The 24982-nt window shown below is 74.6% G+C and carries 23 protein-coding genes and 2 tRNA genes; 13 read left to right on the forward strand and 12 right to left on the reverse strand.

Features of this window, described 5'->3' with window-relative positions:
* Genes ACIQLL_RS06590 through ACIQLL_RS06605 form a run of 4 tightly spaced genes read right to left on the reverse strand, consistent with a single transcriptional unit; the run spans position 1 to position 3810 of the window.
* Positions 1-684, reverse strand: coding sequence for an energy-coupling factor ABC transporter ATP-binding protein (locus ACIQLL_RS06590; protein WP_402464526.1), 684 nt, complete (start codon positions 682-684; stop codon positions 1-3).
* Positions 681-1799: a thiolase family protein gene (locus tag ACIQLL_RS06595; protein WP_402464528.1), complete on the reverse strand. Its 1119-nt coding sequence runs from the start codon at positions 1797-1799 to the stop codon at positions 681-683. Before ACIQLL_RS06595 ends, ACIQLL_RS06590 begins: the two co-directional genes overlap by 4 nt.
* Positions 1796-3211, reverse strand: a complete 1416-nt coding sequence (locus ACIQLL_RS06600; RefSeq protein ID WP_402464530.1) for a class I adenylate-forming enzyme family protein — start codon at positions 3209-3211, stop codon at positions 1796-1798. The genes ACIQLL_RS06595 and ACIQLL_RS06600 overlap by 4 nt, the downstream gene beginning before the upstream one ends.
* 2 nt (positions 3212-3213) lie before the next feature.
* A complete protein-coding gene (locus ACIQLL_RS06605) occupies positions 3214-3810 on the reverse strand; it encodes a biotin transporter BioY (RefSeq protein ID WP_402464532.1) in 597 nt (198 codons plus the stop codon).
* 217 nt (positions 3811-4027) lie between these two features.
* Between ACIQLL_RS06605 and ACIQLL_RS06610 the strand changes: the two genes are divergently transcribed.
* Together ACIQLL_RS06610 and ACIQLL_RS06615 are read left to right on the forward strand one after the other, a co-directional pair.
* Positions 4028-5515 carry a dihydrolipoyl dehydrogenase family protein gene (locus ACIQLL_RS06610; protein WP_402464534.1) on the forward strand — a complete coding sequence of 496 codons (1488 nt, stop codon included), beginning with the start codon at positions 4028-4030 and terminating at the stop codon, positions 5513-5515.
* Between the two features lie 58 nt (positions 5516-5573).
* A complete protein-coding gene (locus ACIQLL_RS06615) occupies positions 5574-6491 on the forward strand; it encodes an ATP-grasp domain-containing protein (protein ID WP_402464536.1) in 918 nt (305 codons plus the stop codon).
* A gap of 131 nt (positions 6492-6622) precedes the next feature.
* Here the strand turns inward: ACIQLL_RS06615 and ACIQLL_RS06620 are convergent, their stop codons facing one another.
* The 8 genes from ACIQLL_RS06620 to ACIQLL_RS06655 form a co-directional block, all read right to left on the reverse strand.
* Positions 6623-7537, reverse strand: a complete 915-nt coding sequence (locus ACIQLL_RS06620; protein WP_402464538.1) for an ABC transporter substrate-binding protein — start codon at positions 7535-7537, stop codon at positions 6623-6625.
* Between the two features lie 118 nt (positions 7538-7655).
* Positions 7656-8393, reverse strand: a complete 738-nt coding sequence (locus tag ACIQLL_RS06625; protein WP_402464540.1) for an ABC transporter permease — start codon at positions 8391-8393, stop codon at positions 7656-7658.
* Positions 8393-9034 (reverse strand): ABC transporter permease, encoded by a 642-nt coding sequence (locus ACIQLL_RS06630; RefSeq protein ID WP_402464542.1) that lies wholly within the window; start codon positions 9032-9034, stop codon positions 8393-8395. The genes ACIQLL_RS06625 and ACIQLL_RS06630 overlap by 1 nt, the downstream gene beginning before the upstream one ends.
* Positions 9031-9852 carry an ABC transporter ATP-binding protein gene (locus tag ACIQLL_RS06635; protein WP_402464544.1) on the reverse strand — a complete coding sequence of 274 codons (822 nt, stop codon included), beginning with the start codon at positions 9850-9852 and terminating at the stop codon, positions 9031-9033. The genes ACIQLL_RS06630 and ACIQLL_RS06635 overlap by 4 nt, the downstream gene beginning before the upstream one ends.
* 128 nt (positions 9853-9980) lie before the next feature.
* Entirely contained in the window at positions 9981-10466 is a 486-nt protein-coding gene (locus ACIQLL_RS06640) for a GyrI-like domain-containing protein (RefSeq protein ID WP_402464546.1), read from the reverse strand.
* A gap of 99 nt (positions 10467-10565) precedes the next feature.
* Positions 10566-10643 (reverse strand) — tRNA-His (locus ACIQLL_RS06645).
* A gap of 72 nt (positions 10644-10715) precedes the next feature.
* Positions 10716-11354, reverse strand: coding sequence for an oligoribonuclease (gene orn / locus ACIQLL_RS06650; RefSeq protein ID WP_402464548.1), 639 nt, complete (start codon positions 11352-11354; stop codon positions 10716-10718).
* A gap of 4 nt (positions 11355-11358) precedes the next feature.
* A complete protein-coding gene (locus ACIQLL_RS06655; protein ID WP_402464550.1) occupies positions 11359-11637 on the reverse strand; it encodes a hypothetical protein in 279 nt (92 codons plus the stop codon).
* 187 nt (positions 11638-11824) lie between these two features.
* On the opposite strand from ACIQLL_RS06655, the gene ACIQLL_RS06660 reads away from it, so the two are divergent.
* The 11 genes from ACIQLL_RS06660 to ACIQLL_RS06710 all read left to right on the forward strand — a co-directional run bounded on the left by ACIQLL_RS06660 (position 11825) and on the right by ACIQLL_RS06710 (position 24907).
* Positions 11825-13021 (forward strand): MFS transporter, encoded by a 1197-nt coding sequence (locus ACIQLL_RS06660; RefSeq protein ID WP_402464552.1) that lies wholly within the window; start codon positions 11825-11827, stop codon positions 13019-13021.
* A gap of 15 nt (positions 13022-13036) precedes the next feature.
* Positions 13037-13109, forward strand: a tRNA-Arg gene (locus tag ACIQLL_RS06665).
* A 132-nt stretch (positions 13110-13241) separates the two neighbouring features.
* Positions 13242-13562: a DUF3467 domain-containing protein gene (locus ACIQLL_RS06670; protein WP_402464554.1), complete on the forward strand. Its 321-nt coding sequence runs from the start codon at positions 13242-13244 to the stop codon at positions 13560-13562.
* A gap of 73 nt (positions 13563-13635) precedes the next feature.
* Positions 13636-15288 (forward strand): GTPase, encoded by a 1653-nt coding sequence (locus ACIQLL_RS06675; protein ID WP_402464556.1) that lies wholly within the window; start codon positions 13636-13638, stop codon positions 15286-15288.
* The gene (locus ACIQLL_RS06680) at positions 15285-16868 is read left to right on the forward strand and encodes a GTPase (protein ID WP_402464558.1); all 1584 of its coding nucleotides are present in this window, start codon (positions 15285-15287) and stop codon (positions 16866-16868) included. Before ACIQLL_RS06675 ends, ACIQLL_RS06680 begins: the two co-directional genes overlap by 4 nt.
* Positions 16869-16921: 53 nt before the next feature.
* The gene (locus ACIQLL_RS06685) at positions 16922-17551 is read left to right on the forward strand and encodes a single-stranded DNA-binding protein (RefSeq protein WP_402464560.1); all 630 of its coding nucleotides are present in this window, start codon (positions 16922-16924) and stop codon (positions 17549-17551) included.
* Positions 17552-17653: 102 nt separating this feature from the next.
* Positions 17654-19336, forward strand: a complete 1683-nt coding sequence (gene ettA, locus ACIQLL_RS06690; protein ID WP_402464562.1) for an energy-dependent translational throttle protein EttA — start codon at positions 17654-17656, stop codon at positions 19334-19336.
* 132 nt (positions 19337-19468) lie between these two features.
* Entirely contained in the window at positions 19469-20419 is a 951-nt protein-coding gene (locus ACIQLL_RS06695) for a phosphotransferase family protein (RefSeq protein WP_402464564.1), read from the forward strand.
* Positions 20420-20575: 156 nt separating this feature from the next.
* Positions 20576-22654 carry a dynamin family protein gene (locus ACIQLL_RS06700; RefSeq protein ID WP_402464566.1) on the forward strand — a complete coding sequence of 693 codons (2079 nt, stop codon included), beginning with the start codon at positions 20576-20578 and terminating at the stop codon, positions 22652-22654.
* Complete coding sequence (locus tag ACIQLL_RS06705; RefSeq protein WP_402464568.1) at positions 22651-24336, forward strand: GTPase; 1686 nt, start codon at positions 22651-22653, stop codon at positions 24334-24336. The genes ACIQLL_RS06700 and ACIQLL_RS06705 overlap by 4 nt, the downstream gene beginning before the upstream one ends.
* 70 nt (positions 24337-24406) lie before the next feature.
* On the forward strand, positions 24407-24907 hold the full coding sequence (locus ACIQLL_RS06710) for an acyl-CoA thioesterase (RefSeq protein ID WP_402464570.1): 501 nt from the start codon (positions 24407-24409) through the stop codon (positions 24905-24907).
* The last annotated feature ends 75 nt before the right edge of the window (positions 24908-24982 follow it).

Here is a 24982-nt window from a genome sequence, read left to right on the forward strand (position 1 = left end):
TCAGGCTCCCATCAGGGCGCGGTAGGCGGGTACCGCCACCGTCGGCACGTCGTCGACCACGACGCGGCCCTCGTCGACCACCAGCACCCGGTCGAACCCGGACACCAGGTCGAGGTCGTGGGTGACGAGCACCAGCTGCTGGTCCAGTGCGGCCAGCCGCCTGGCGATCGCGCGGGTGTTGCGCAGGTCGAGCAGCGTGGTCGGTTCGTCGGCGACGACCAGGTCGGGGGCGGTGACCAGCACGCTGACCAGTGCGAGGAGCTGCTTCTGCCCGCCGGAGAGCAGGTGTGCCGGATGGTCGGCGTGGTCGGCGAGCCCGTGCCGGTGCAGCTCCGCGGCCACCCTGTCGCGGACCTGTGCGGGGGTCAGGCCCGAGCGGCGCAGGGAGTAGGCGACGTCCTCGGCGACCGTCGGCATGACGATCTGCGCGTCGGGATCGGTGAACACGAAGCCGACGCGACGGCGCACGTCGCGGCCCCGGCGCCGGGTGTCCAGGCCGTCCACGAGCACCCGGCCCGACGTCGGGACCACCAGCCCGTTGAGGAGCCGCGCCAGGGTCGACTTGCCCGAGCCGTTGGCCCCGATCACCGCCACCCGCTCCTGCGACAGGCGCAGCGACACCCCGCGCAGCACGTCCCGGCCCTCGCGCCGCACGTGCACGTCCTCCAGCACCACCGTGGTCATCGGACCACCTCGACCAGGACGGCCACGCCCAGCCCGCCGGTGGCCGCGGACGCCGCGACGCCGAGGGTCCCCGCCGGCGCCCCGCCGTGGACCAGGCGTGCGAACAGCCGGACCAGACAGATCGCCCCGCTCGCGCCGAAGGGATGTCCCAGCGCCAGCGTGCTGCCGTCGGGGCACCACCGGGCGTCGCTGGCCGGGTCGACGCCGAGCTGCTCGCTGACGGCCAGCGCTTGCACGGCGAAGGCCTCCACCATCTCGAACGCGGCCACGTCCCGCGTCGTCGCCCCGGCACGCCCGAGCACCGTGCGCACCGCCGTCACGGGGGCGAGCAGGGGCATCGCCGGGTCTCCCGCACACGTGGCCGCCGAGCGGACCCGGAGTCCCGGGACGCCGTCGGGGACGAGCGCGACGGCCGCCGCACCGTCGGCGGCAGGAGCCGCGGACGCTGCCGTGACCGATCCCGCGGGGCCGAACGCACCCGGCAGGCGCGCCAGCACGGCGTCGGACAGCGTGCGGGCGTGCTCGTCGCGACGCAGGGTGCCGGCCGGGACGATCTCGCGGACGAAGCGACCTGCCCGGTGCGCTGCGAGCGCCCGCCGGTGCGCGAGGACGGCGTGCTCGTGCTGACGGCTCCGGGAGATCCCGTGGGTGCGCGCGAGCCGGTCGGCGGCCTCGCCCGCCTCGGGGTCCGCCCAGGGCGGAGGAGCGAACGAGGCGCGGTCGTAGGGCGCCGTCCCGTGGGCGCGGGCGGGTGCCCGGGTGGCGCTCTCCACCCCGCCGGCCAGGACGAGCCCGGCCTGTCCGGCGTCGATCAGTGCGGCGCCGACGGCGACGGCCGCCAGGCCGGAGGCGCACTGGCGGTCGACGGTCAGCCCGGGCACGTCGACGCCCAGGCCTGCCAGGGCGGCGCGGCGCGCGACGTTCCCGCCGTGCCCGGCCGCATTGCCCAGGACGACCTCAGGAGCGCCGGGACGTGGCGGCAGGCAGCCGACGGAGGCGGCGTCCTGCGCGGTGGCGACGAGGACGGCGGCGGCCAGGGCGGTCTCGTCGAGGTGCGCGTGCCCGTGGCCCGCCGTCCCGACGGCGGTTCGCCGAGCCGCCACCACGACGCTCACCGCAGCACCGTCAGCTCTCCGGCCTCGGCCTCGGGGTCGGTCCCGGCGACGAGCGCACCGAGCGCGGCTCGCGCGAGCTTGCCGTCCGCGGTACGGGGCAGCGTGTCGAGGCGGTACCAGCGGCGGGGCCGTTGGGCCGGTGCGAGGGACGACCGCCCCACGCGCTCCAGGTGGGCACGCAGCCCGGGGCGGTCGTCGGCCTCGACGACGGCCACCACGACGGCGCCCAGCCGGCGGTGCGGCGCTCCGACGACGACGGCGTCGCGCACCCCGGGCACGGGGCGCAGCGCGGCCTCGACGTCCTCGGGCACCACGGTGGCGCCGGCGGTGAGGATCGCGCCGTCGCCGCGGCCCCGCAGCAGCAGCGGGCCGGGTGCGGCGGCGTCGTCCGGCACCTCGGCGAGGTCGCCGACGGTGCACCAGCCGTCCTGGGTGCGCAGCGGTCCGCTGGCGTCGGCGAGGTAGCCCTGCGACGTCCACGGGGAGCGGACCCAGACCTGCCCCAGCCGGGTACCGGGCTGGGGGCGCACCTCGACCTCGACCTCGGGGAACGGCCGCATGCCGGTGCCGGTGTCGATGGTGACGAAGCTCAGCTCGACGGCACCGTAGTAGGCCACGAGGGTCAGCCCGTGCGCGGCGGCCCGGGTCCGCTGGGCGGGGTCCAGGGCGGCGCCGCCGACGACGGCGGTGCGCAGCCGCGAAGGCGTGCCCGCGTCGAGGGAGTCCAGCACGTCGTCGAGCCGGGAGGGGACCAGGTGGACGACGTCGGCGTCGGCGAGCGCCGCCGTCGTGGCGGGCCGTCCGGGTACCAGGTGGGCGCAGGCGCCGGAGGCGAGGGCGTGGACCGCGGCGAAGCAGTGCAGCGAGCTGGCCAGCGGTCCGGTGACGAGCACGGTGTCACCGGGCCGGATCCCGGTCAGTCGCGAGACGTGGTCGAAAGACCGGGTCCAGGACGCGCGGGTGCGCACGACGGCGCGAGGGCGGCCGGTGCTGCCGGAGGAGAAGCCCGCCCAGGCGGGCCGGTCGTCGTCGGGTGGCGGGCCCGGGTCGGCGTGCGGTTCCGCCCCGGACCCGGCAGGGCCACGGGGCAGAGGCGCGTGCACGACGGCGGCCGGCTCGAGGGCGCGCAGCACCTCGGCGCGGTGGGCGACCGACCAGCCGGTGTCGCCGACCAGCCCGACGGCGCCGACGTGGTCGGCGGCGAGCAGGGCCACGAGGGTGTCGAGCGGGTCGGCCAGGCTGACGGCGACCAGGTCGCCCGGCCGGGTGCCGGTGGCGGCCAGGTGGGTGGCGCCGGCACGCAGGTCGGCGGCGAGCTCGCCGAACGTACGGGTGCGCTCGCCGCAGCGCAGGGCGGGCCGTCCGGCGGCAGGGCCGGCCGCGTGCCGCAGGACGTGGTGGGCGACCGGCACGCTCAGCCCTCCCGGCCGCGGTGCCGCAGGGCGGCCGGGTAGGAGCGCGCCACGCCCACGGTGATCGCGGCGCAGGCCAGGGCCTTGAGCAGGTCGCCGGGCAGGAACACCGCGGACAGCGCGGCGGTCTGGGCCAGGGGGAGGCCGGTGACCAGCGCCTGGACGGGCAGGCCGACCGCGTAGACGGCGGCGATGCCCCCGACGACCGCGGCGCCCAGCACGCCGAGGAACGTGACCCGGCGCAGACGCTCGACGAGCAGCCCGGTCACGTACGCCCCGGCGACGAACCCGACGAGGTATCCGGCGGACGGTCCGGCGAACGCTCCCAGCCCGCCCCGGCCGCCGGCGAGCAGGGGCAGGCCCGCGGCGACGAGGGCGAGGAACGTCACCACGGCCAGGGCGCCGCGCCGCGCGCCGAGGATCGCGCCGGCGAGCATGACGCCGAGGGTCTGCAGCGTGACGGGTACGGCGTTGCCGAACAGGCTGATCGATCCCGGCAGGCCGAGCACGGCGATCAGGGCGGCGAACGTCGCGACGCGCGCGGCGTCGCCGGCGTGCAGCCGCGCGTGCGGGTGGTCGGTGGTGGCGGTGTCGGTCACGCTGCTCCTCGGTGGTCGGGTCGCGGGTACCACTGTGCCCGCCGGCCGGCCGACGGGCGCCCGTCCGGTGCGCCACCGGGCGGGCGGCGTCGTGCACGGATCGCACAAGCGGTTGCGGGAATCACCAAGGTCGCCGCGCCGCGATGGGGGAAGCCTCCAAGGACGTGACCGTTCCACTCGTGCTGCAGGATCGGCCGCGGCGCGACACCATGCCCGCATGGAGCAGACGTACGACGTGATCGTCATCGGTGCGGGGCCCGTCGGGGAGAACGCGGCGGGCCGCGCGGCAGCCACGGGGCTCTCGGTCGCGGTGGTCGAGGCCGAGCTGGTGGGCGGGGAGTGCTCGTACTGGGCGTGCATCCCGTCGAAGACCCTGCTGCGCCCCGGCGCCGTGCGGCAGGCGGCGGCCGAGACGCCGGGGGTCGCCGACCCGGGGCCGGTGGACGCCCCGGCGGTGCTGGCGTGGCGGGACCAGATGACGGGGGAGGGCGACGACTCCGGGCAGGAGTCCTGGCTCGACTCGGCAGGCATCGCCCTGGTGCGCGGTCACGGCCGACTCGTGGGCGAGCGGACCGTGGAGGTCACCCCGGCGCGGACGGTCGACGACGACGCCCCCGGCGAGGTGCACGTGCTGCGGGCGCGCTGCGCGGTCGTGGTGTCGACCGGCAGCGAGGTCGTCGTGCCCCCCGTACCCGGTCTGGCGGAGGCGAACCCGTGGACCTCGCGGGAGGCGACGTCCGCGGAGTCGGTGCCCGAGTCGTTGGTGGTCCTCGGCGGTGGGGTCGTCGGGTGCGAGATGGCCACCGTCTACGCCGACCTCGGCAGCCGGGTGACGCTGCTCGCGCGTTCCGGCCTGCTGGGCGGGGCGGAGCCGTTCGCCGGCCGGGCGGTCGCGGAGTCGCTGCGGGACGCCGGCGTGACGGTCCGGATCGGCGTCGAGGCGCAGGAGGTCTCCCGGCCCGAGCCGGGCGGGCCCGTCACCGTCGCCGTCTCCGGTGACGACGGCCCGGCGCAGGTGAGCGCCGCCGAGCTGCTCGTGGCCACCGGCCGACGCCCGCGCACCGGCGACGTCGGGCTCGACAGCGTCGGGCTGACGCCGGGCGAGCCGCTGGAGATCGACGACACCACGGCCGTCGCCGGGGTGGCCCCCGACCCGCAGGGTCGCCCGTGGCTCTACGCCTGCGGCGACGTCACCGGCCGGGTGGCGACCACCCACCAGGGCAAGTACCAGGCGCGGGTGGCCGGCGACGTCGTGGCCACCCGCTACGGACCGGGCGACGACCCGTCCGCGGACGTGCCGGCGTCGGGCACCGGGGAGTGGAGCCGCTACGCGGCGCGCGCCGACCACGGGGCGCAGACCCAGGCGGTCTTCACCCGGCCGCAGGTGGCCTGGGTGGGACCCACCGAGCGTGCGGCCCGGGCCGCCGGGCTGCCCGTGCGGGCGGTGGCCTACGACCTGTCGGCGGTCGCGGGAGCCGGCGTGACCTCGCCGGACTACACGGGCCGGGTCCAGGCGCTCGTCGACACCGACCGCGAGGTGCTCGTGGGCGTGACGTTCGTCGGTCCGGACGCCGGTGAGATGCTGCACGCCGCGACGATCGCCGTCGTGGGCGAGGTGCCGCTGGACCGTCTGTGGCACGCCGTGCCCGCGTTCCCCACGGTCAGCGAGGTCTGGTTGCGGCTGCTGGAGGAGTACGGGCTGTGAACCCGCCCACCTGGCGGGCGGACGCCCCGGCGAAACATGCTCGGGCTAGGCTCGGGGCGTGACCTCCACGACGAAGCGAGTCGGACTCGCCACCTGCTCCGTCCTGCCCGACCTCGACGCGGACGACCGTCCGATCGTCCCCGCCCTGGCCGCCCGCGGCGTCACCGCCGAGCCCGTGGTGTGGGACGACCCGGACGTCGACTGGTCCGCCTACGACCTGGTGGTGGTGCGCTCCACCTACGACTACTCGCCGCGACGCGACGAGTTCATCGAGTGGGCACGTCGGGTGCCGCGCCTGGCCAACGCCGCCGACGTCATCGCCTGGAACACCGACAAGACCTACCTGCAGGCGCTCGACGACGCCGGGGTCCCCGTCATCCCGACGATCTGGCTGGACCCCGAGCGGCACCTGTCCAAGCGGGCCATCCACACGCGGATGCCGGCCTTCGGCGACTTCGTCGTCAAGCCCGTGGTCTCCGCGGGTGCCCAGGACACGGGCCGCTACCAGCCCGTGAGCGCGGAGTCGCGCGCGCTGGCGATCGAGCACGCCAAGGAGCTGCTCGACGGCGGTCGTTCCATCATGATCCAGCCCTACGTCACGTCCGTGGACACCGAGGGCGAGACCTGCCTGATCTTCGTCGAGGGCGAGATGCGGCACGCCGTGCGCAAGAACGCCCTGCTGACCGGGCCGAGCCGGCCGACCCAGGGTCTGTACCGCAAGGAGCAGATGCGCCCGGTCGAGGCGACGCCGGCGCAGATCGACGTCGCACGCCGGGCGCTCGCCGTCGCGCACGAGCGTCTCGGGGTGACCGAGCCGTTCCTGTACGCGCGGGTCGACCTGGTCGGCGGCGGCGAGGGCGACTCCCCGGTGGTCATCGAGCTGGAGCTCACCGAGCCGTCGCTGTGGCTCAAGCACGCGGGTGAGGCCGGCACGGTGGAGAAGCTCGCCGACGCGATCGTCGCGCGAATCGCCTGACCCCACCTCCACGGGGTAGGCCCACCCCGCGAGATAGGCCACCACCCCGCGAGGTAGGCGACCAACCGGCGAGGTAGGCCTACCTCGCCGGGATCGTGCCTACCCCGCGGGCCGGAGCGTTGCGGGGGTGGTCAGGACAGGCCGTTCTCGCTCAGCCAGTCGGCGGCGATGTCCTCGCTGGAACGCTTGTCCTCGGTGGACTGCACGTTGAGATCCACCAGTCCCTCGGGGGTCAGGGCAGCGCTGACGGGGTTGATCACGTCCGCGACCTCGTCGGCCACGTCGGCGCTGACCAGGGGGACCACGTTCGAGGCGAGGAACAGGCCCTCCGGGTCCTCCAGGGTGACGAGGTCCTCGGTCTGGATGCGCGGGTCCGCGCTGAAGACGTTGGCCACGTCGACGGTCCCGGCCACGAGGTCCTGGACGGTGGTGTCACCCGTGGCCTCGAAGGAGACGTCGACGCCGTAGACGTCCGCCAGGCCCTGCGGGCCGTAGGGGCGCTTCTCGAGCTCGGCGGGACCGCCGACGGTCAGGCCGTCCATGCCTGCGAGGTCCGCGATGCTGGACAGGCCGTTGGCCTCGGCGAACTCGGCCGTGACGTTGTAGGAGTCCTGGTCCGTGGCAGGGGACTGGTCCAGCACCGCCAGGGTGTCCGGCAGCTGCTCCTGCAGCGCGGCGTAGACGTCGTCGGCGGAGGTCGCCGTCGTCTCCGGGTCGTAGTACTGCAGCAGGTTTCCGGTGTACTCGGGGAAGACCTGCACCTCGCCGGTCTCCAGCGCCGGCATGTACGCGTCGCGCTGGCCGATGGAGAAGTTCCGCTCCACCGTGAACCCGCCCGCCTCGAGCGCCTGGGCGTAGATCTCCGCGATGATCTCGTTGGAGTAGTACGCCTGGGAGCCGACGACGATCGTGTCGGAGGACATGGTCTCGCCGTCGTCGCCGGCGTCCTGCTCCAGCGGGTCGGAGTCGCCGCCGCACGCGCTCAGGGTGAGCAGGGCTGCTGCGGCGCCCGCCACGAGGGCGGTGGTGCGTCGGGTGGTGCGCATGGGTGTGTGCCTCTCTGCGGGTGTCTCTCCGCGGCCGGGCGGCCGGCGGACAGGGACGTGGCCAGGCTGCTGACCGGTGGCTGGCCCAGTCAAGCACGCGATGCCCGGTTCGTCCTGGTCAGGTGCTCGGTGCGTCCCGCCGGACCGGGCGCCGTCGACGGCGGGTGGGGGCGTCGTCCTGGTCCCGCCCGGCGGTCACGCCGCGGGGCACCACGGCGCGCTCGACCAGCGCGAAGGCGAGGTCGAGGACGACGGCGAGCGCGACGATGACCAGCGCGGCACCGAGGATCTGGGCGAAGTCGCGGATCTGGATGCCCTGGACGATGTAGAAGCCGAGGCCCCAGCTGCCGACGTAGCCGGCGAGCGTCACCGTGGCCACGACCTGGAGCGTCGCCGAGCGCAACCCGCCGATCAGCAGCGGCAGCCCGAGCGGCACCTCGACCTTGCCCAGCACCTGGGCGGAGGTCATGCCCACCGACCGGGCGCCGTCGACGACCCGTCGTTCGACCGCCTCCACGCCGGAGTACGCGCCCGCCAGGATCGGGGGGATCGCGAGCAGCACGAACGCCGTCGTGGACGCTCCGACCTTGTGCGTCACGCCGAAGACGAGCACCAGCAGCAGCACCAGGCCGAAGGACGGCACCGCGCGGGCGGCCCCGGACAGGGCGACGGCGACCTCGCGCCCGCGGCCCGTGTGCCCGATGAGCCAGCCGGTCGGGACGGCGATCGCCGCCGCGATCACCACCGAGGCGAACGTGAACGCCAGGTGGGTCCAGATCGCCTCGGGCAGGGGCAGCGAACCGGTCAGCCGGTCGGGGGAGAAGATCCACGCGAAGGCGTCGGAGAAGAGGTCCATCACGCCGCCTTCCGCCGGGTCCAGGGCATGAGCCAGCGGCCCGCGAGCACCAGCAGCCAGTCCACCAGCAGCGCGATCACCACGACGGCGACGACGCCGGCGAGGATCTCGGCGACGATCTGGCGCTGGTAGCCGTTGGTGAAGAGGTAGCCGAGGTTGTCGATGCCGATGAGGATCCCGACCGTGCACAGCGAGATCGTCGAGACCGCCGTGACCCGCAGCCCGGCGAGCACGACAGGCCCCGCCAGCGGCAGGTCGACCTGCCAGAAACGCCGCCAGGTGCCGTACCCGACGGCCACGGCCGACTGCCGCACGGTGGGCGACACCGACGCCAGCGCATCGGCCACGAACCGGGTCATGATCGCCACCGCGTAGATCGTCAACGCGATGATCAGGTTGACCTCCGACAGGAAGCTGATGCCCAGCAGCGGGGGGAGCAGCGCGAACAGGGCGAGCGACGGGATCGTGTAGAGCAGCCCGACGACGGTCAGGAGCAGCCCCCGGGTCAGCGTGAAGCGGAAGGCGAGCCACCCCGCCGGGATCGACAGGACGAATCCCAGCACGATGGGCAGCGCGCTCTGGCGCAGGTGCTCCACGGTGAGGCGTCCGATGAGGTCGAGGTTGTCGACGACCCAGGTCATGCGCCGTCCTCGACGAGCACGCCCTGGGTCCGGCCGCTGGTGTCGACCAGCACGGTGCCGCGCTCGGTGGTCTTGGTGTGCAGCGCCCGCGTGCCCCGTTCGGTGCCGATGAAGCTCGCCACGAAGTCGGTGGCCGGGTGCTCGATGATCTCGCTCGGGGAACCGATCTGCGCGACCTGGGCGCTCTTCTCGAGGATCACGACCTGGTCGCCCAGCAGGAACGCCTCGTCGATGTCGTGGGTGACGAACACGACCGTCTTGTTGAGCTCCTGCTGCAGGCGCAGCGTCTCGTTCTGCAGCTCGGCGCGCACGATCGGGTCGACGGCGCCGAAGGGTTCGTCCATGAGCAGGATGTTGGGGTCGGCGGCCAGCGCGCGGGCCACCCCGACCCGTTGCTGCTGCCCGCCGGAGAGCTGGCTCGGGTAGCGCTCGGCGAGCGTCGGGTCGAGCCCCACGACGTCGAGCACCTCCATCGCCCGTTCACGGGCCTGCCGCTTCGGCGTGCCCTCGAGGCGCAGCACCGTGGTCACGTTGTCCACGACCCGGTGGTGGGGGAGCAGCCCGCCGTTCTGCAGGACGTAGCCGATGCTGCGCCGCAGCCGCACGGGGTCGCGGTCGGCGATCGGTTCGCCGTCGATCTCGATGCTGCCGGACGTCGGCTCGACCATTCGGTTGATCATGCGCAGCAGCGTCGTCTTGCCGCTCCCGGAGGACCCGACGAGCACGGTGGTGCGGTGCGGGGGCACGACGAGGTCGAAGTCCGCGACCGCGTCGGTGCCGTCCGGGTAGGTCTTGGTGACCGATCGGAACTCGATCATGGGTGGCTGTCTCCCGACGTCGCTGGTGTCCGGCGTCCTAGCCGACCACAGCATGGCGGTCTGCGCGAGGGAACCCGCCGGTGGGGCACCGGACGGACCGCCCGGTGCCCCCGGCCCGTCGGGTGCGGCTACTCGACGAGCTGCGCGCCGACGAGGGTCTCGTTGCGTGCCGGGTCGCCGTCGGGCGACGGTTCGGTGAGGTACTGCTCCCAGGCGACCTCGCCCGCCGTCAGTCCCTGCGCCGCGATCCAGCGGTAGAGGTGGTCGTAGGCCGCGGGGAGCCGGCCGTAGTCGCCTCGCACGAGCAGGGTGGCGGTGGGCCCCGGCGCGAGCGTCTCGCCCGCGACGCCCTCAGCGTCGCCGCCGGCCTCGAAGGGCTCCGCCACGGGGACGGCGACTCCGATGTCGAGCGTCTCGCCGGGCGTGCCGTGCAGGACGCCGAGCGGCGGTGCGACCGGCCCGATCCCTCGGCGCTCCAGGGCCGCGAAGATGAGGGGGAACGCGCGGTCGAAGAGCGCCGGGACGTCGGCCATGGCGACCCGTTCTCGCACGACGGCCAGATGCTGGGCGTCCGCGGCGACGACGGTCGGCTCGGGGAACGACGGGTCGGTCATGATCTGTCTCCTCGCGTCGGTGCGGTGGGGACCACCGTATCGAGGGGAGGTGACACAGACAGGGAGACGGCCCCGGCGCGAAGCGCCGAGACCGTCTCGTGGGGGTGGCTAACCGGGCTTGAACCGGCGACCTCCTGGACCACAACCAGGCGCTCTACCGACTGAGCTATAGCCACCATGGCCGTCGTCCGTCCGGCGTGCCGGACGAGCGCTGCGGCCGTCGAAAAGTGTACATGCTCCGTGCCGCGATCAGGACATCGGGGCACGTGGGGTGACCGAGGTCTCCTTGATGCGCGCGGCGACGGCCCGGGCCGTCTTCGAGTCGGGTCCGGGCTGCGGCACGAGCAGCGCCTCGCGGTAGTACCGCAGCTCGTCGATCGACTCCAGGATGTCGGCCAGCGCACGGTGCCCCCCCTCCTTGGGCGGGGACGCGAAGTACACGCGCGGGTACCACCGGCGCGCGAGCTCCTTGATCGAGGACACGTCCACGATCCGGTAGTGCAGGTGCCCGGTGAGCTCGGGCATGTCCCGTTCCAGGAACATCTTGTCGGTGCCCACGGAGTTGCCGGCCAGGGGCGCCTTGCCGGGGTCCGGCACGTGCTCGCGGACGTAGGCGAGGACGCGGGCCTCGGCGTCGGCCAGCGTGGTGCCGGCCTCCAGCTCGGTGAGCAGCCCGGACGTCGTGTGCATCGCGCGCACGAAGTCGTTCATCTGCTCCACCGCCTCGGCGGGAGGGCGGACGACGACGTCGACGCCGTCGCCGAGCACGTTCAGCTCGGAGTCGGTGACCACGGCGGCGACCTCGACCAGGGCGTCGGCGTGCACGTCCAGGCCGGTCATCTCGCAGTCGATCCACACGATGCGGTCGTTCGGGTTGCTCGGGCTCACGCCCTCAGCCTACGGTCCGGGCCGTCCGGGTCCGGTGCTCGGCCGGGCGCGGGCGTGGCGTCCAGCCGTGCTGAGGCTGCGGGTGCCGCGGCACCGGCGTCCGGGCACGCAGGAGGGCGACGACGTCGCCCCACCAGCCGTGCCGCGGGTCCAGGTGCTGCGCGGGGTGCGTGCCCGCGGCGTTCGCCGCACGGACGCGCCGGACGAGCCGGGCGCGTTCCGCGTCGGCCAGTCGCTCCTCGTGGAGCGCCTGGTAGACGGTCATGGCTTCCAGGGGGTGCATGGGAGTGGTCCTTCGTGACGTGGGTTTCTCGGGTTGATCGGTCCGGGCCGGGGACCCCCGACCGTCCGGCGTGCTGCCGGACGGACGCCACCGCGGTGTGCTTCGAGCATGCCGTGTCCCACCTCGGTGGTGCACGGCTTTTATGCCAGGAGGGAACGGCCGCCGCCGCGCCACGTACCGTGTGGCCGTGACTTCACCCGCTGCGGCGCTGCGCACCCCGACGTTCCGCGTCCTGACCGCCGGCTGGGCACTGACGAACTTCGCGGACTCGGTGCTGGTCCTCATCCTCGCGGTGTGGGTCACCGACCTGACCGGCAGCGCCGCGCTCGGCGGCGCCACCTTCGCGGCGCTCGGCGTCCCGGCGCTCGCGGCGCCGCTGCTGGGCCGGCTCGCGGACCGGGTCTCCCGCCGTCGGATGCTCGTGTGGACCTACCTCGGCGGTGGTCTCGTGCTGGTGCCGCTGCTCTTCGTGACGCAGGCCGGGCACGTCGGGGTCGTCTACGTCGTCACGGTGCTGTACGCGACCGTGGCCTACGTGACGGCGGCCTGCCAGTCCGGTCTGCTCAAGGACCTGCTGCCTGACGAGGCGCTGGGGCACGCGAACGGCCGCCTGGCGGCGATCGACCAGGTCTTCCGCATCGCCATGCCCGTCCTGGGCGCCGCCGTCTACGCCTGGAGCGGTCCCGCGCCGCTGGTGCTCGCGGCGATCGCCGCGTTCGGCGTCTCGGCGCTCGTCTTCGCCGGCGTGCGGCTGGCGGAGTCGTCGCCCGACGACGAGGCGCCGGCGGGGTTCCGGGCCGACGCCTCGGAGGGTTTCCGGTACCTGTTCTCGACGCCGCCGCTGGCGGGGATGACGACGGCGATCCTGTGGGCGATGGCGGCGGTCGGGCTGGTGAACGCCGTCGCTTTCGCGATCCTCGACCACCTGGGGCTGTCCGCGGCGCTGCTCGGGCCGCTCACCGCGCTGCAGGGCGTCGCGGGGCTGGCGGCCGGTCTGCTGGCCGGCCGGCTCATGCTGCGGCTGGGGCGTCCGCGGGTCTTCGCGCTGGGCCTGCTCGGGCTCGCCGTCGGCCTCGTGCCGCTCCTCGGGTCGTGGGTCGTGCCCGCGGTGCTCGGCATGGGCGTGGTCGGGTTCACCGTCACCAGCGCCGTCATCGCCTACGTCACCGAGCGGCAGGTGCTCACCCCGGCACGCCTGCAGGGCCGGGTCGGCGCCGCCAGCCACGTGGTCCTCAACCTGCCCGGGGTCCTGGTGACCCTGGCCGGTGCCGCGGCGCTCGCCGTCGTCGACCACCGGGTGCTCGTGGCGGTCAACGTCGCCGTGTGCCTGGTGTGCGGACTGTTCGCGCTGCGGCTGCGTGCTCCGGCGACGTCCCCGGACTGACTACGATGGGTCCGCGCCTCCGTAGCTCAACGGATAGAGCAACGGCCTTCTAATCCGTAGGTTGCAGGTTCGAGTCCTGCCGGGGGCACCGTGGCACCGTCGCGGTCCGTTGCCGGCCCGACGTCGCGACGGCCGGGGGCGTGGTCCGTCGGGAGCGACGTCGGGGGTGTCGTCCGGCGGTACGGTCGGGGGGACACCGACCGACTGCGAGAGGACCGTCATGGCGAGCTCCGAGCTCAAGCTCCAGGTCGACCTGCCCAGCGAGCACGAGACGGGGGTGCCCGCGGACTTCGCCTCGGTGTGGCACACGTCGGCGTCGTTCGTCCTGGACTTCGTCGCCGCGAAGTCCCCGGCGAAGGCCGCCGTGGACAAGGACACCGGCACCCAGAGCGGCGGTCGGGTGATGCCGGCGCGGGTCGTGTCCCGGGTGCGCATCCCGCCGCAGCAGGTCTTCGAGCTGGCGCGAGCGCTCACCCAGCAGCTGGACGCGTGGGAGCGGGAGACCGGGCGCAAGGCCGACGGTTCGGGCCCGCGGGACTGACGAGCCGAGATCGGTACCGTCCCGACCGGCGCGCGCGTTTGGCACGGACCGCCGGGCACGCCAGGATGACCCCGTGACTTCCTCCACGCGCGCCAACCGCTTCCTGCGCGGGCGGCCCGACGCCGAGGCGGCCGAGGAGCTCGGCCTCACCGTGCACGACGTCGCACGGGACCTGCGCCGCGACGTCGCCGAGGTGCGCCTTCCGCTGCCGATCGACGGCGCCGAGGAGGCACGTGGTTCACGGGACCGGCTGCTCGCCCAGCTCGACGAGCACCTGCTGCCGCGGCTGGCCGAGCTGAGCTCTCCCGCCGTGGTGGTCGTGGCCGGGTCGACGGGAGCCGGCAAGTCCACCCTGTACAACTCGTTGCTCGGCGAGGAGGTCTCGCAGGCCGGCGTGCTGCGACCCACGACGCGCGAGCCGGTCCTGGCCTTCAACCCGGCCGACGCCGACGTCGTCGCCGAGGGTCCGGCCACCGAGCTCAGCCGCGTGGTGCACCACGCGGGGGTGCCGCGGGGAACGGCCCTGCTGGACGCCCCCGACCTCGACTCGTTCGTGCAGGCGAACCGCTCGACGGCGCAACAGCTGCTGGAGGGCGCGGACCTGTGGCTGTTCGTCACGACCGCCTCGCGCTACGGCGACGCCCTCCCGTGGCAGGCGCTCGCGCGCGCCACCGAGCGGGGGGCGTCCGTGGCGATGGTGCTCAACCGCGTGCCGACCGCGGACCTGGCCACCATCCGCGGCGACCTCATGGCGCGGCTGCGCGCCCACGGCATGACGGACACGCCGTTGTTCGTGGTGCCCGACGTGGGCCCGCACGAGGGCCTGCTGGACGACGAGGTCGTCGCGCCGGTGCGCCGGTGGCTGCACATGCTGGCCGGACCGGACCGGTCCCGCGCCGTCGTCGTCCGTACGCTCAAGGGTTCCCTGGGTGCGCTGCCGGGATGGGTGACGTCGTTGGCCGACGCGGTGGAGAACCAGGCGACGGCGACGACGGCGTTGCGGCGGGCCGTCGACGCCGAGCTCCCGGCGGCCGAGAAGCTGGCCCGCGACTCCGTGGCGGCGGGGGTGGTGGCCGGCGCCTCGGTGGAGGCGCGCTGGCGCGAGCTGTCCGGGACGGCCGGGGTCGACCGGGTCAAGGTCAAGGACGGCCGCGCCCGCAGCACCCGGCGTGCCGGGCGCGCCCGGTCGCAGGCTCTCGAGGTGCTGCGCGACGACGTCGCCGGAGCGGCGACCCGGACGCTCACGGCGGCGGGTGCGCGGGTGGGCGAACGGCTGCGCGCCGTGCTCGCCGGACCGGCGGCGCCCCCGGGGGGCGAGCACGTCCTGCCGGACCCCGACGAACGGGTGGCCGCTCGCGACCGTGCCGTGCCCCGGGCCGTGCAGGAGTGGGTCGCGGGTGCCGACACCCGTGTCACGACGTTGCTGGGCGGGGCGGACGACCGCGTCCTCGCGGCGGGGAAGGCCTTCGGCGAGCGCGGGCTGGCGGCGCTGCTGCTGGCCGGCGCGGCCGGCAGCGGGGACGCCCTCCGGTTGCTCGACCGTTGCGTCGGCACGACGGCGGCCACCGAGGTCGAGGCGCTGCGCGACGACCTGGCCGACCGGGCCGCCGCCGTCGTCGACGACGAGGTGAGCGCGGTGCGCGACCTGCTGGACTCCCCGGACCTCGCCGACGACGCGGCCGTGGCGTTGCGTCTGCGGCTCGCCGAGCTGAGGAGGCTCACATGACGACCTCGCACGACGCCACCGTGCGGGCCCGCACCGAGGACCTCGCCGAGGCGCTCGCGCTGGCCGGCGCGCGACTCGACGGGGTGACCGCGCAGCGCGTCAGCACCGCGGTGGAGGGGGTCCGCCAGCGCCTCGCGCTGGGGGTGGACCACACGGTCGTCGCGTTCGCCGGCGGTACCGGATCGGGCAAGTCGAGCCTGTTCAACAAGATCTCGCGTCTCACGTTCGCCGACGTCGGGGTCAAGCGGCCCACGACGGCGCGGGTGACGGCGTGCTCCTGGTCGGACGAGTCCGAACCGCTGCTCGACTGGATCGGCGTCGACCGGGAACGTCGCATCACCCACAGCGAGGACCTGGAGGGCGACGGCGCGCAGGCGCTCCAGGGCCTGGTGCTGCTCGACCTGCCCGACCACGACTCCGTGGAGCCGGCGCACCGCGAGGTCGTGGACCGGGTCCTGCCGCTGGTGGACCTGCTGGTGTGGGTCGTGGACCCGCAGAAGTACGCCGACGACGCCCTGCACTCCGGCTACCTCCGCGAGCAGGTGGGCTCGGAGTCCTCGATGGTGGTGGTGCTCAACCAGGTCGACGCGGTGCCCGACACCCAGCGCGACAACCTGGTCGAGGACCTGGGACGGCTGCTGGCCGACGACGGCCTGGACGGTGTGCACGTGCAGCCGGCCTCCGCGCGGACCGGGGAGGGGATCTCCGCCGTGCGGGAGATCCTGGAGGAGGCGTGCGGGCGGCGCTCGGTCGCGGCCGGACGGGCGGCGGCCGAGCTCGACGGCGCGGCGCGTGCCCTGCTGAGCCAGACCCCGTCGGACGTGCCGTGGCAGCTCGACGCCGCCGTGGACCGTGAGCTGGAACCGGTGGTCGAGGCAACGGGCCTCGACGCCGTGGCGAGCCAGGTCGGGGCCGCGGTGCGCAACGGTTACGGCATGCCCGAGCTGCCCGTCCCGGACCGGGACGCGATCGCCCTGTCCCGTGCGCGCTGGCTGACCCGCGCGGGAGCCGCGCTGCGGCCGGGGTGGCAGCGGTCTCTCGCGGAGTCGACGGCGGGAGCGGACCGGCTGCGGTCGGCGGTGACGGCCGCGCTGCGCGACGTCGACCTCGACGTGCGTGGACCGTCGTCGTCCCGAGCGCTGTGGCGCGCGTCCTGGGTCTGCGCCGGGCTGGGCGTCGTGCTGGGAGTCCTCGGCGTCCTGGCTCTGACGGATGTGCTCCCGCTCGACGGGCCGTGGGACCTGGTGGTGACCGTCGGCGGCGTGGTGCTCCTGGTCGTGGCGGCGGTGCTCGCGGTCACCCGGGTGGTCATGCGGCGTCGACTGGCGGGGCAGCGCACGGCTGCCGTGGCCGCGGCCGGCCGGGCCGGGATCCGCGAGGTCCTGGTCGAGCTGTTGGGCGAGCCCACCCGGCGCGTGCTGACCGAGCACCGTCGGGTGCGTGAGCTGGCGACGTCGGCGCGTGAGATGCCGGCGTCACGACCGCTGACCGGGGCCGTACAGATTCCCACCGTCGCCGAGATCAGCGCGCCGTCCACAGGCCCGGCCGACGGTGAGGACAGAGCCACCGCGTCCACCTGAGCCTGGTGCCGAGCGGCCGGCAGGGAGCCGGCCACCGGACCTGAGGAGGACGCATGAGCCAGGCCACCGTGACCGTGACGGGGTACGTCGGGACGACCCCGCCCCTGCACCTGTCGGCGAGCGCCGTGCCGTGGACGAGCTTCCGGGTGGCCAGCACCCGGCGGGTGCGCGACCCGCAGTCGGGGGAGTGGCACGACGGTCGCACGACGTGGTTCACCGTCAAGGCCTTCGGGCGGGCGGCACGCACCGTGTCCACGTCGCTCGTCCAGGGGCAGCCCGTCGTGGTGACCGGGCGGCTGTCGTCCGAGGAGTGGGTCGACCGCGACGGGCGTGACCGCGTCGCCCTGGTGGTGGAGGCCGACGCCGTCGGGCCGGACGCGACGCGAGGGCTGACGAGCTACGCCAAGGTCGTGCTGGACGACGCCGCCGACGCCTCCGGGCGGCAGGGCGTGTCGCCGGACGCGTGGAACGTGCCGACGGTGCCCACCGACCCCCGCGACCTCACGGGACCGGAGGGTGCGGCGCCGGGTGCCCCCGAGGGGGACCCGGACGAGTCCTCCGGGTCCGACGGTCTCGTGGACGCCGGCGCGGACGACGCCGACCTGGACGGCACCGACCTGGACGACGCGCTGACGGGTGCTCCGCGCGGTACCGCCGAGGATCCGGCGCTCGTCGGCCCCTGAGCGCGGCGGGTCGCGTAGGCTGGGGGACCGGCTGCACGCCGGTCCTCCGCCGTGCCAGCCGGTATCCCACAGACAGCGCGATCGAACGGTGGAAACGAGCCAGTGGCTGAGTTCATCTACTCCATGTACAAGGCGCGCAAGGCGCACGGTGACAAGGTCATCCTCGACGACGTGTCGCTGAACTTCTACCCCGGAGCCAAGATCGGCGTCGTCGGCCCCAACGGAGCCGGCAAGTCGACGATCCTGAAGATCATGGCCGGGCTCGACCAGCCGTCGAACGGCGAGGCGCGGCTGTCCCCGGGCTACAGCGTGGGGATCCTGCAGCAGGAGCCGCCGCTCAACGAGGACAAGACCGTCCTCGGCAACGTGGAGGAGGCGGTCGGGCCGATCAAGGCCAAGGTCGACCGTTTCAACGAGATCTCGGCGCTCATGGCCGAGCCCGACGCCGACTTCGACGCGCTGATGGGGGAGATGGGCGAGCTGCAGGAGGCCATCGACGCGGCCGACGCCTGGGACCTGGACTCCCAGCTGGAGCAGGCGATGGACGCGCTGCGCTGCCCGCCGCCGGACGCCGACGTCACCGTGCTGTCCGGCGGTGAGCGCCGCCGCGTCGCGCTGTGCAAGCTGCTGCTGGAGAAGCCCGACCTGCTGCTGCTCGACGAGCCCACGAACCACCTGGACGCCGAGTCGGTGCTGTGGCTCGAGCAGCACCTGGCGACCTACCCGGGCGCCGTGCTCGCCGTCACTCACGACCGGTACTTCCTCGACCACGTGGCGCAGTGGATCTGCGAGGTCGACCGCGGCCGCCTGTACCCGTACGAGGGCAACTACTCGACGTACCTCGAGAAGAAGCAGGCCCGCCTGGAGGTCCAGGGCAAGAAGGACGCCAAGCTCTCCAAGCGCCTCAAGGAGGAGCTCGACTGGGTGCGCTCGAACGCCAAGGGCCGCCAGACGAAGTCCAAGGCGCGCCTGGCCCGCTACGAGGAGATGGCGGCCGAGGCGGAGCGCACCAAGAAGCTCGACTTCGAGGAGATCCAGATCCCGGCCGGTCCCCGACTGGGCAGCCTGGTCCTGGAGGCCGAGAAGCTGGAGAAGGGCTTCGACGACCGTCGGCTCATCGACGGGCTCTCGTTCACGCTGCCGCGCAACGGCATCGTCGGCGTCATCGGGCCGAACGGCGTCGGCAAGACGACCCTGTTCAAGACCATCGTCGGCATGGAGCCGCTCGACGGCGGCGAGCTGAAGGTCGGCGACTCGGTGAAGATCTCCTACGTGGACCAGTCCCGCGGCGGCATCGACCCGGAGAAGTCGCTGTGGGAGGTCGTCTCCGACGGGCTGGACTTCATCCAGGTCGGCAACGTCGAGATCCCCTCGCGCGCCTACGTGGCCTCGTTCGGCTTCAAGGGTGCGGACCAGCAGAAGAAGGCCGGCGTGCTCTCGGGTGGTGAGCGCAACCGGCTGAACCTCGCGCTGACCCTCAAGCAGGGCGGCAACCTGCTCCTGCTCGACGAGCCGACGAACGACCTCGACGTCGAGACGCTCGGTTCGCTGGAGAACGCGCTGCTGGAGTTCCCGGGCTGCGCCGTCGTGGTCTCCCACGACCGGTGGTTCCTCGACCGGGTGGCCACCCACATCCTCGCCTACGAGGGCACCGACGAGGACCCGGCCAACTGGTACTGGTTCGAGGGCAACTTCGCGTCCTACGAGGAGAACAAGGTCGAGCGGCTCGGCGCCGACGCGGCGCGTCCGCACCGGGTGACGTACCGCCGTCTCACGCGCGACTGAACCTCCGTCGCCGCCGTCGTGGGCGGAGGTCCCGGACCGGGACGCGCACCTCGTGCGTTCTGCGGGCCTGGACCTCCGCCCACGACCATTTTCGCTCGACGTGGGGCGCCCCGGACGGGCATCGTTCGTCGCATGACCGAGCTCACGACGCGCGCACGACCGATCTGGCCGGACCTGCCCGGGGCCGTCCGGGCTGCCGTGGAGTCCCGCCTCGGCGGGACGGTGACGTCCTGGTCGAGCCGCGACGGCGGCTACTCGCCCGGGCTCGCGTCTGTGCTGACGACCGCCGCCGGCCCGGTGTTCGTCAAGGCCGTCGGCGCCGGCCACGAGGTGGCCGCACGGATGTACCGCCGCGAGGCGGAGCGTCTCGCGCTGCTGCCGGCCGGCCCCCCGGCGCCCCGGCTGTGCTGGGTGATCGAGGTCGACGCCGCGGGGGAGCTCGCCGAGCCGTGGGTCGTGCTGGCCACCGAGGCCCTCGACGGCCGGCCGCCCCGGACGCCGCTGCGCGGGGACGAGCTCGACGCGCTCGTGCGCCTGAGCCGGGAGATCAGCGCCGTCGAGGTGCCCGACGGGGTGCTGCCCGCGATGGTGGAGGAGCTGCCGATGGACCGTACCGCGGCCCTCGCCGACGAGCGCCCCGCCGGACTGGCGGGCTACGACCCGTGGTTCGCCGCGCACCTCGACGAGCTGGCGGCGGTCGAGGGGTCGGTGAGCGACGCGATCGCCGGGAGCGTGCTGCAGCACGGCGACCTGCGCGCCGACAACGCCGTGCTCACCGGCGCGGGTGCGGTGGCGGTCGACTGGCCGTTCGCCGCACGCGGTGCGGCCTTCTGCGACCTGGTCGGCATGCTTCCCGCGGTGCACGCGGAGGGTGGTCCGCCGCCCTCCGCCGTCCTGGCGCGGCACCCGCTGCCGTCTGGGACGGACGACGAGGCCGTGACCGCCTACCTCGTGGCACTCACCGGATACTTCCTGCACGCCTCGCTGCAGCCGGACCCGCCCGGCATCCCGCACGTGCGGGCCTTCCAGCGGGCGCAGGCCGAGGTGTGCATCGCCTGGTTGCGCGACAGGCTCCCCCGCTGAACCCTGGCCGGCGTTGGCACCCCCACCGCTGCGGGCGTGAAATCTCCAGGTCGCCCGGGGTGCCCGCCTGGAGATTTCATACCCACAGCGGACGAGAGGCGACACGGGCGCGGCCGGGTCCCTGCACCGAACGTCCGAAGTGTGCAGACTGGGCACATGACCGAGACCGGCGCGCCCGACGAACCCGTCGACCCGTCGACTCCGGGCAACGGCGCCGACGCCGGGGAACGACCTCCCGCGGGCGGCGACGACATCGTCTCCGCCAACTCGGCGCTCTCACCGGATTCCGGAACGGCGGCGCTGCTCGACTCCCTCGACACGCTGCGGGCCCGGCTCGGCGCCCTCCGGCTGCCGTTGGAGACGCCGGGCGTCCACCACGCCCGTACGGTCCTGGCCCGCGCGACCGACCAGCTCGACGACTACCTGCTGCCCCGCCTGCGGGCCGAGCGTGCACCGCTGCTCGTGGTCGTCGGCGGGTCGACGGGCGCGGGCAAGTCGACGCTCGTCAACTCGCTGCTCGGTGAGCAGGCCAGCACGCCCGGGGTGCTGCGGCCCACCACCCGGTCCCCGGTGCTGGTCCACCACCCCCTGGACGCCCGCTGGTTCTCCGGGGACCGCATCCTGCCGGGGCTGGCGCGGACCGCGACCCACGGTGCCCATGCCGCAGCCCCGGGCGCGGTGGGCACCGGGGCCGCGGCCCGGTCCCTGCGTCTGGTGGCCAGCGGCAACCTGCCGCAGGGCCTGGCACTCCTCGACGCCCCCGACGTCGACTCGGTCGAGGAGGCCAACCGCGAGCTCGCCGGCCAGCTGCTCGGCGCCGCGGACCTGTGGCTGTTCGTCACGACCGCCGCCCGGTACGCCGACGCCGTGCCGTGGGAGCTGCTCACCACCGCTGCCGCGCGGCGCGCCGAGGTCGCCCTGGTCCTGGACCGGGTGGATCCGGGCACCGAGGAGGTGGCGGCCGACCTGCGGCGCCTCATGACCGACCACGGGCTGGACGACGCCGTGCTCTTCGTCGTCCCGGAGACGCCCGGCAGCGGTGCGGGGGCGATGACCGACGGGCTCCTGCCCGAGGACGCCGTCGGCGAGCTCGCGACGTGGCTCTCGGGCCTGGGAGGCGACCCCGACTCCCGCGCGCGCGTCATCGCGGCGACACGTGACGGCGTCGTCGACGACCTGGTGCGACGGACGAACGACCTCGCCGCCGCCGCGGACGCCCAGCGTGCCGCCGACACCCGGCTGCGCGAGGCCGTGGAGCGTCATCACGCCGAGGCGCTGCGCCAGGTCGACGCCGCGACGTCGGACGGCGCGCTGCTGCGCGGGGAGGTGCTGGCCCGGTGGCAGGACTTCATCGGCACCGGCGAGTTCTTCCGAGCCGTCGAGGCCGGCGTCGGCAAGGCGCGCGACGCCGTGGCACGGTTCTTCCGGGGAAGGCCGAAGGACGCGCCGCACGTCGAGCAGGCGATCGCGCACGGGCTGGAGTCGGTCCTGCTGGACGCGGCCGAGCAGGCGGCCGAACGGACCTACGACGACTGGCGCGGCGACGCCGCGGGGGCGGCGCTGCTCGACGGCCTCGAGCTGTCCCGCACCGCGGCGGGGCTGCGTCCGGAGGTCGCCGAGACCATCCGCGGCTGGCAGGGCGACGTGCTCGCGCTGGTCCGCGAGCAGGGGGAGAGCAAGCGGGGCACCGCCCGGGCGCTGTCGTTCGGCGTCAACGCGCTCGGCGTGAGCCTCATGGTCGTCGTCTTCGCCTCGACCGCCGGCCTGAGCGGGCTCGAGGTCGGCATCGCCGGCGGCACCGCCGTCGTCGCGCAGAAGCTGCTGGAGGCCGTGTTCGGGGACGACGCCGTGCGTCGGCTGGCGGCGCAGGCCAAGGAGCGGCTGACGGCGCGGGCGGACGCGGTGCTGCGAGGGCAGTCCGCCCGCTACACGTCTCAGCTCGACGCCCTGGGTACGGACGACTCGCGCGGCGACCGCCTGCGGGCAGCGGCCGGCGCCGTCGAGCAGGCCGCACGGGCCGAGCGCGCGTCGCGGCCACGGTCGGCCGACGGCCTGACCCGGCCGTGGAGCGGCGGCCTGCTGCGCGGTGCGGGCACGTTCCGCCCGCCGACCGTGCCCGACGGCGTGCCGACGGTATCGGGCGCCCAGGCCGCGGCCGCGGCGCCCACCGACGAGGGGACGCCCTCCCGCCGCGCGCCGTTCTGGCGCCGGTGGCGACGAAAGGACCAGGGATGAAGCCGGACCTCGCCACCCGTACCGATGCCCTGGAACGGGCGGTCGGGGCGGGGCAGGGACGACTCGACCCCGATCTGGTCGATGCCGCGCGGGGAGTCGTCGAGCGGACACGGGAGCGCGGCGGTCTGAGCGCGGAGCACACGGTGGCCGCGCTGGCCGGGGCGACGGGGTCGGGCAAGTCCAGCGTGCTCAACGCCGTCGCGGGCGCCGAGCTGGCCGAGCCGGGCGTGCAGCGCCCGACGACGGCGCACGCCCTGGCCGCGGTGTGGGGCGAGGGCGCCGACGAGCTGCTCGACTGGCTCGACGTGCCGCGCCGCCACGAGGTGGAGCCGACGGCCGGGACGGAGTCCGAGGGGTCATCCCGAGGCCTGCTGCGGCGCTCGCGGCCCCCGGCGGGCATCGCGACCGGGCTGGTCCTGCTCGATCTGCCCGACCACGACTCGGTGGTGGTCGAGCACCGGGTGCGCGCCGAACGGCTGGTGGAGCGGGCGGACCTGCTGGTCTGGGTCGTGGATCCCCAGAAGTACGCCGACGCCGCGTTGCACGAGCGCTACCTGCGCCCGCTGGCCGGACGTGCCGACGTCGTCGTCGTCGCGTTGAACCAGGTGGACCGGCTGGATGCGGACGAGGCCGAGGCGGTGCTGGCCGACCTGCGCCGCCTGGTGGTCGACGACGGCCTGGCCGGTGCCCGGGTGCTGGCCGTCTCGGCGCGCACGGGACAGGGCATGGATCGGCTGCAGGGTCTGCTCGCCGAGGCCGCCCGGCGGCGGGAGGCCGCCACGGCGCGGCTGGTGGCGGACACGCGGGCGGTCGCCCGGGACGTCGTCGCGGCCTGCGGTCAGGCGCCCGCCGTCCGGGGAGCCGACCGGGCGCACGGCGGGCTGGTCGACGCTCTCGAGGACGCGGCCGGGGTGACGACGGTGGTCGACGCCGTGCGCAGCGGGGCGAAGCGCGACGCGCGTCTCGCCACGGGGTGGCCGGTCACCCGGTGGATCACCCGGCTGCGCAAGGACCCGCTGCGTCGGCTCGGCCTGCGCAGCGACCAGGTGCGGGTGCCGCCCGACCGGCCGGACCTCGCCCGGACCTCGCTGCCGCAGACGCGTCCGAGCGTCCGCGCGGCGACGGGCTCGGCCGTGCGCTCCTACGTCGACCAGGTGACCGCCGGGGCCCCGGACGCGTGGGTCCTGGCGGCGCGAGGGCGGGGGACCGCGGCGATCGACCGCCTGCCGGACGCGTTGGACCAGGCGGTGGCCGCCACCCGCCTGGAGCAGGAACGTCGCCCGCTGTGGTGGCGCGCCGTCGGCGGGTTGCAGTGGCTGCTGCTCGCCGCCACGGTCGTGGGTCTGGCGTGGCTGGGGGTGAGCGCGCTGCTGGCCTACTTCCAGCTGCCGCCGCTGCTCGTACCGGACCTGACGATCGATCTGACGCGCTGGGGAGGCGGCACGTTCGACGTCCCCTGGCCCACCGTCCTGGCTGTCGGCGGGGTCGTGGCCGGGCTGGTGCTCGCACTGCTGTCCCGCGGCGCGGGTGCGATCGGTGCCCGACGCCGGTCGGCGCGGGTGCGGCGGCAGCTGCGGGAGTCGGTGGCCGCCGTGGCGGTCGCCGAGGTCCGCGAGCCGGTCGCCGCCGAGATGGCGGCGCTGGCCGACTGCCGGGAGGCGGCGACGACCGCCGCGGCGTGAGACACGGCGTGAGACGCTGCGCGGCGGGCGAGGGCCCGGGGCGTGTGCGGCGGCGTGCGACGATGCGTGCATGACTCGTCTGCACGTCCCGGTCTCGCTGCGGTGGTCCGATCTCGACGCCTACCAGCACGTGAACAACGTGGCGATGTTCCGGCTCCTGGAGGACGCCCGCATCACCGCGTTCTGGCGCCACCCCGAGGCGGAGGACCCGTGGCCGACGGCGATCCTGGACACCGGTCCGCACGCGACGTCGCACACGCTGGTGGCCGGTCAGCAGATCGAGTACCTGCGTCCGCTGGAGTTCACGCGGGACCCGGTGCGCATCGAGATGTGGATCGGCGCGATCGGCGGGGCCTCGCTCGAGGTCTGCTACGAGGTGTACGACGGCGCGCCCGGCGGGTTTGCGCGCACGGGACCGCCGTCGGGTCTGGAGCCGTACACCCGGGCCGTCACCACGATCGTGGTGCTCGACGCCGCGGCGGGGCGACCGCGGCGTCTGTCGGCCGAGGAACGAGCCGTGTTCGAGGAGTTCGCCGGGGACCCGATCGTGTTCCGGCGCCGCCGCCGCTGATCACTCGTTGTGGGCATGAAATTGACGACCTCGGGTCGACCCGAGGTCGTCAATTTCATGCCCACAACGAGTGAT

Source organism: Isoptericola aurantiacus (genome assembly GCF_044769875.1).
GTDB classification, from domain to species: domain Bacteria; phylum Actinomycetota; class Actinomycetes; order Actinomycetales; family Cellulomonadaceae; genus Isoptericola; species Isoptericola aurantiacus.

What these genes read in the sequence shown, in the direction of transcription:
- ACIQLL_RS06590 (WP_402464526.1), bottom strand. Translation starts at nt 684, where the DNA reads ATGACCACGGTGGTGCTGGAGGACGTGCACGTGCGGCGCGAGGGCCGG.
- ACIQLL_RS06610 (WP_402464534.1), top strand. Translation starts at nt 4,028, where the DNA reads ATGGAGCAGACGTACGACGTGATCGTCATCGGTGCGGGGCCCGTCGGG.
- ACIQLL_RS06620 (WP_402464538.1), bottom strand. Translation starts at nt 7,537, where the DNA reads ATGCGCACCACCCGACGCACCACCGCCCTCGTGGCGGGCGCCGCAGCA.
- ACIQLL_RS06625 (WP_402464540.1), bottom strand. Translation starts at nt 8,393, where the DNA reads ATGGACCTCTTCTCCGACGCCTTCGCGTGGATCTTCTCCCCCGACCGG.
- ACIQLL_RS06630 (WP_402464542.1), bottom strand. Translation starts at nt 9,034, where the DNA reads ATGACCTGGGTCGTCGACAACCTCGACCTCATCGGACGCCTCACCGTG.
- ACIQLL_RS06635 (WP_402464544.1), bottom strand. Translation starts at nt 9,852, where the DNA reads ATGATCGAGTTCCGATCGGTCACCAAGACCTACCCGGACGGCACCGAC.
- ACIQLL_RS06640 (WP_402464546.1), bottom strand. Translation starts at nt 10,466, where the DNA reads ATGACCGACCCGTCGTTCCCCGAGCCGACCGTCGTCGCCGCGGACGCC.
- ACIQLL_RS06655 (WP_402464550.1), bottom strand. Translation starts at nt 11,637, where the DNA reads ATGCACCCCCTGGAAGCCATGACCGTCTACCAGGCGCTCCACGAGGAG.
- ACIQLL_RS06670 (WP_402464554.1), top strand. Translation starts at nt 13,242, where the DNA reads ATGGCGAGCTCCGAGCTCAAGCTCCAGGTCGACCTGCCCAGCGAGCAC.
- ACIQLL_RS06680 (WP_402464558.1), top strand. Translation starts at nt 15,285, where the DNA reads ATGACGACCTCGCACGACGCCACCGTGCGGGCCCGCACCGAGGACCTC.
- ACIQLL_RS06685 (WP_402464560.1), top strand. Translation starts at nt 16,922, where the DNA reads ATGAGCCAGGCCACCGTGACCGTGACGGGGTACGTCGGGACGACCCCG.
- ACIQLL_RS06695 (WP_402464564.1), top strand. Translation starts at nt 19,469, where the DNA reads ATGACCGAGCTCACGACGCGCGCACGACCGATCTGGCCGGACCTGCCC.
- ACIQLL_RS06700 (WP_402464566.1), top strand. Translation starts at nt 20,576, where the DNA reads ATGACCGAGACCGGCGCGCCCGACGAACCCGTCGACCCGTCGACTCCG.
- ACIQLL_RS06705 (WP_402464568.1), top strand. Translation starts at nt 22,651, where the DNA reads ATGAAGCCGGACCTCGCCACCCGTACCGATGCCCTGGAACGGGCGGTC.
- ACIQLL_RS06710 (WP_402464570.1), top strand. Translation starts at nt 24,407, where the DNA reads ATGACTCGTCTGCACGTCCCGGTCTCGCTGCGGTGGTCCGATCTCGAC.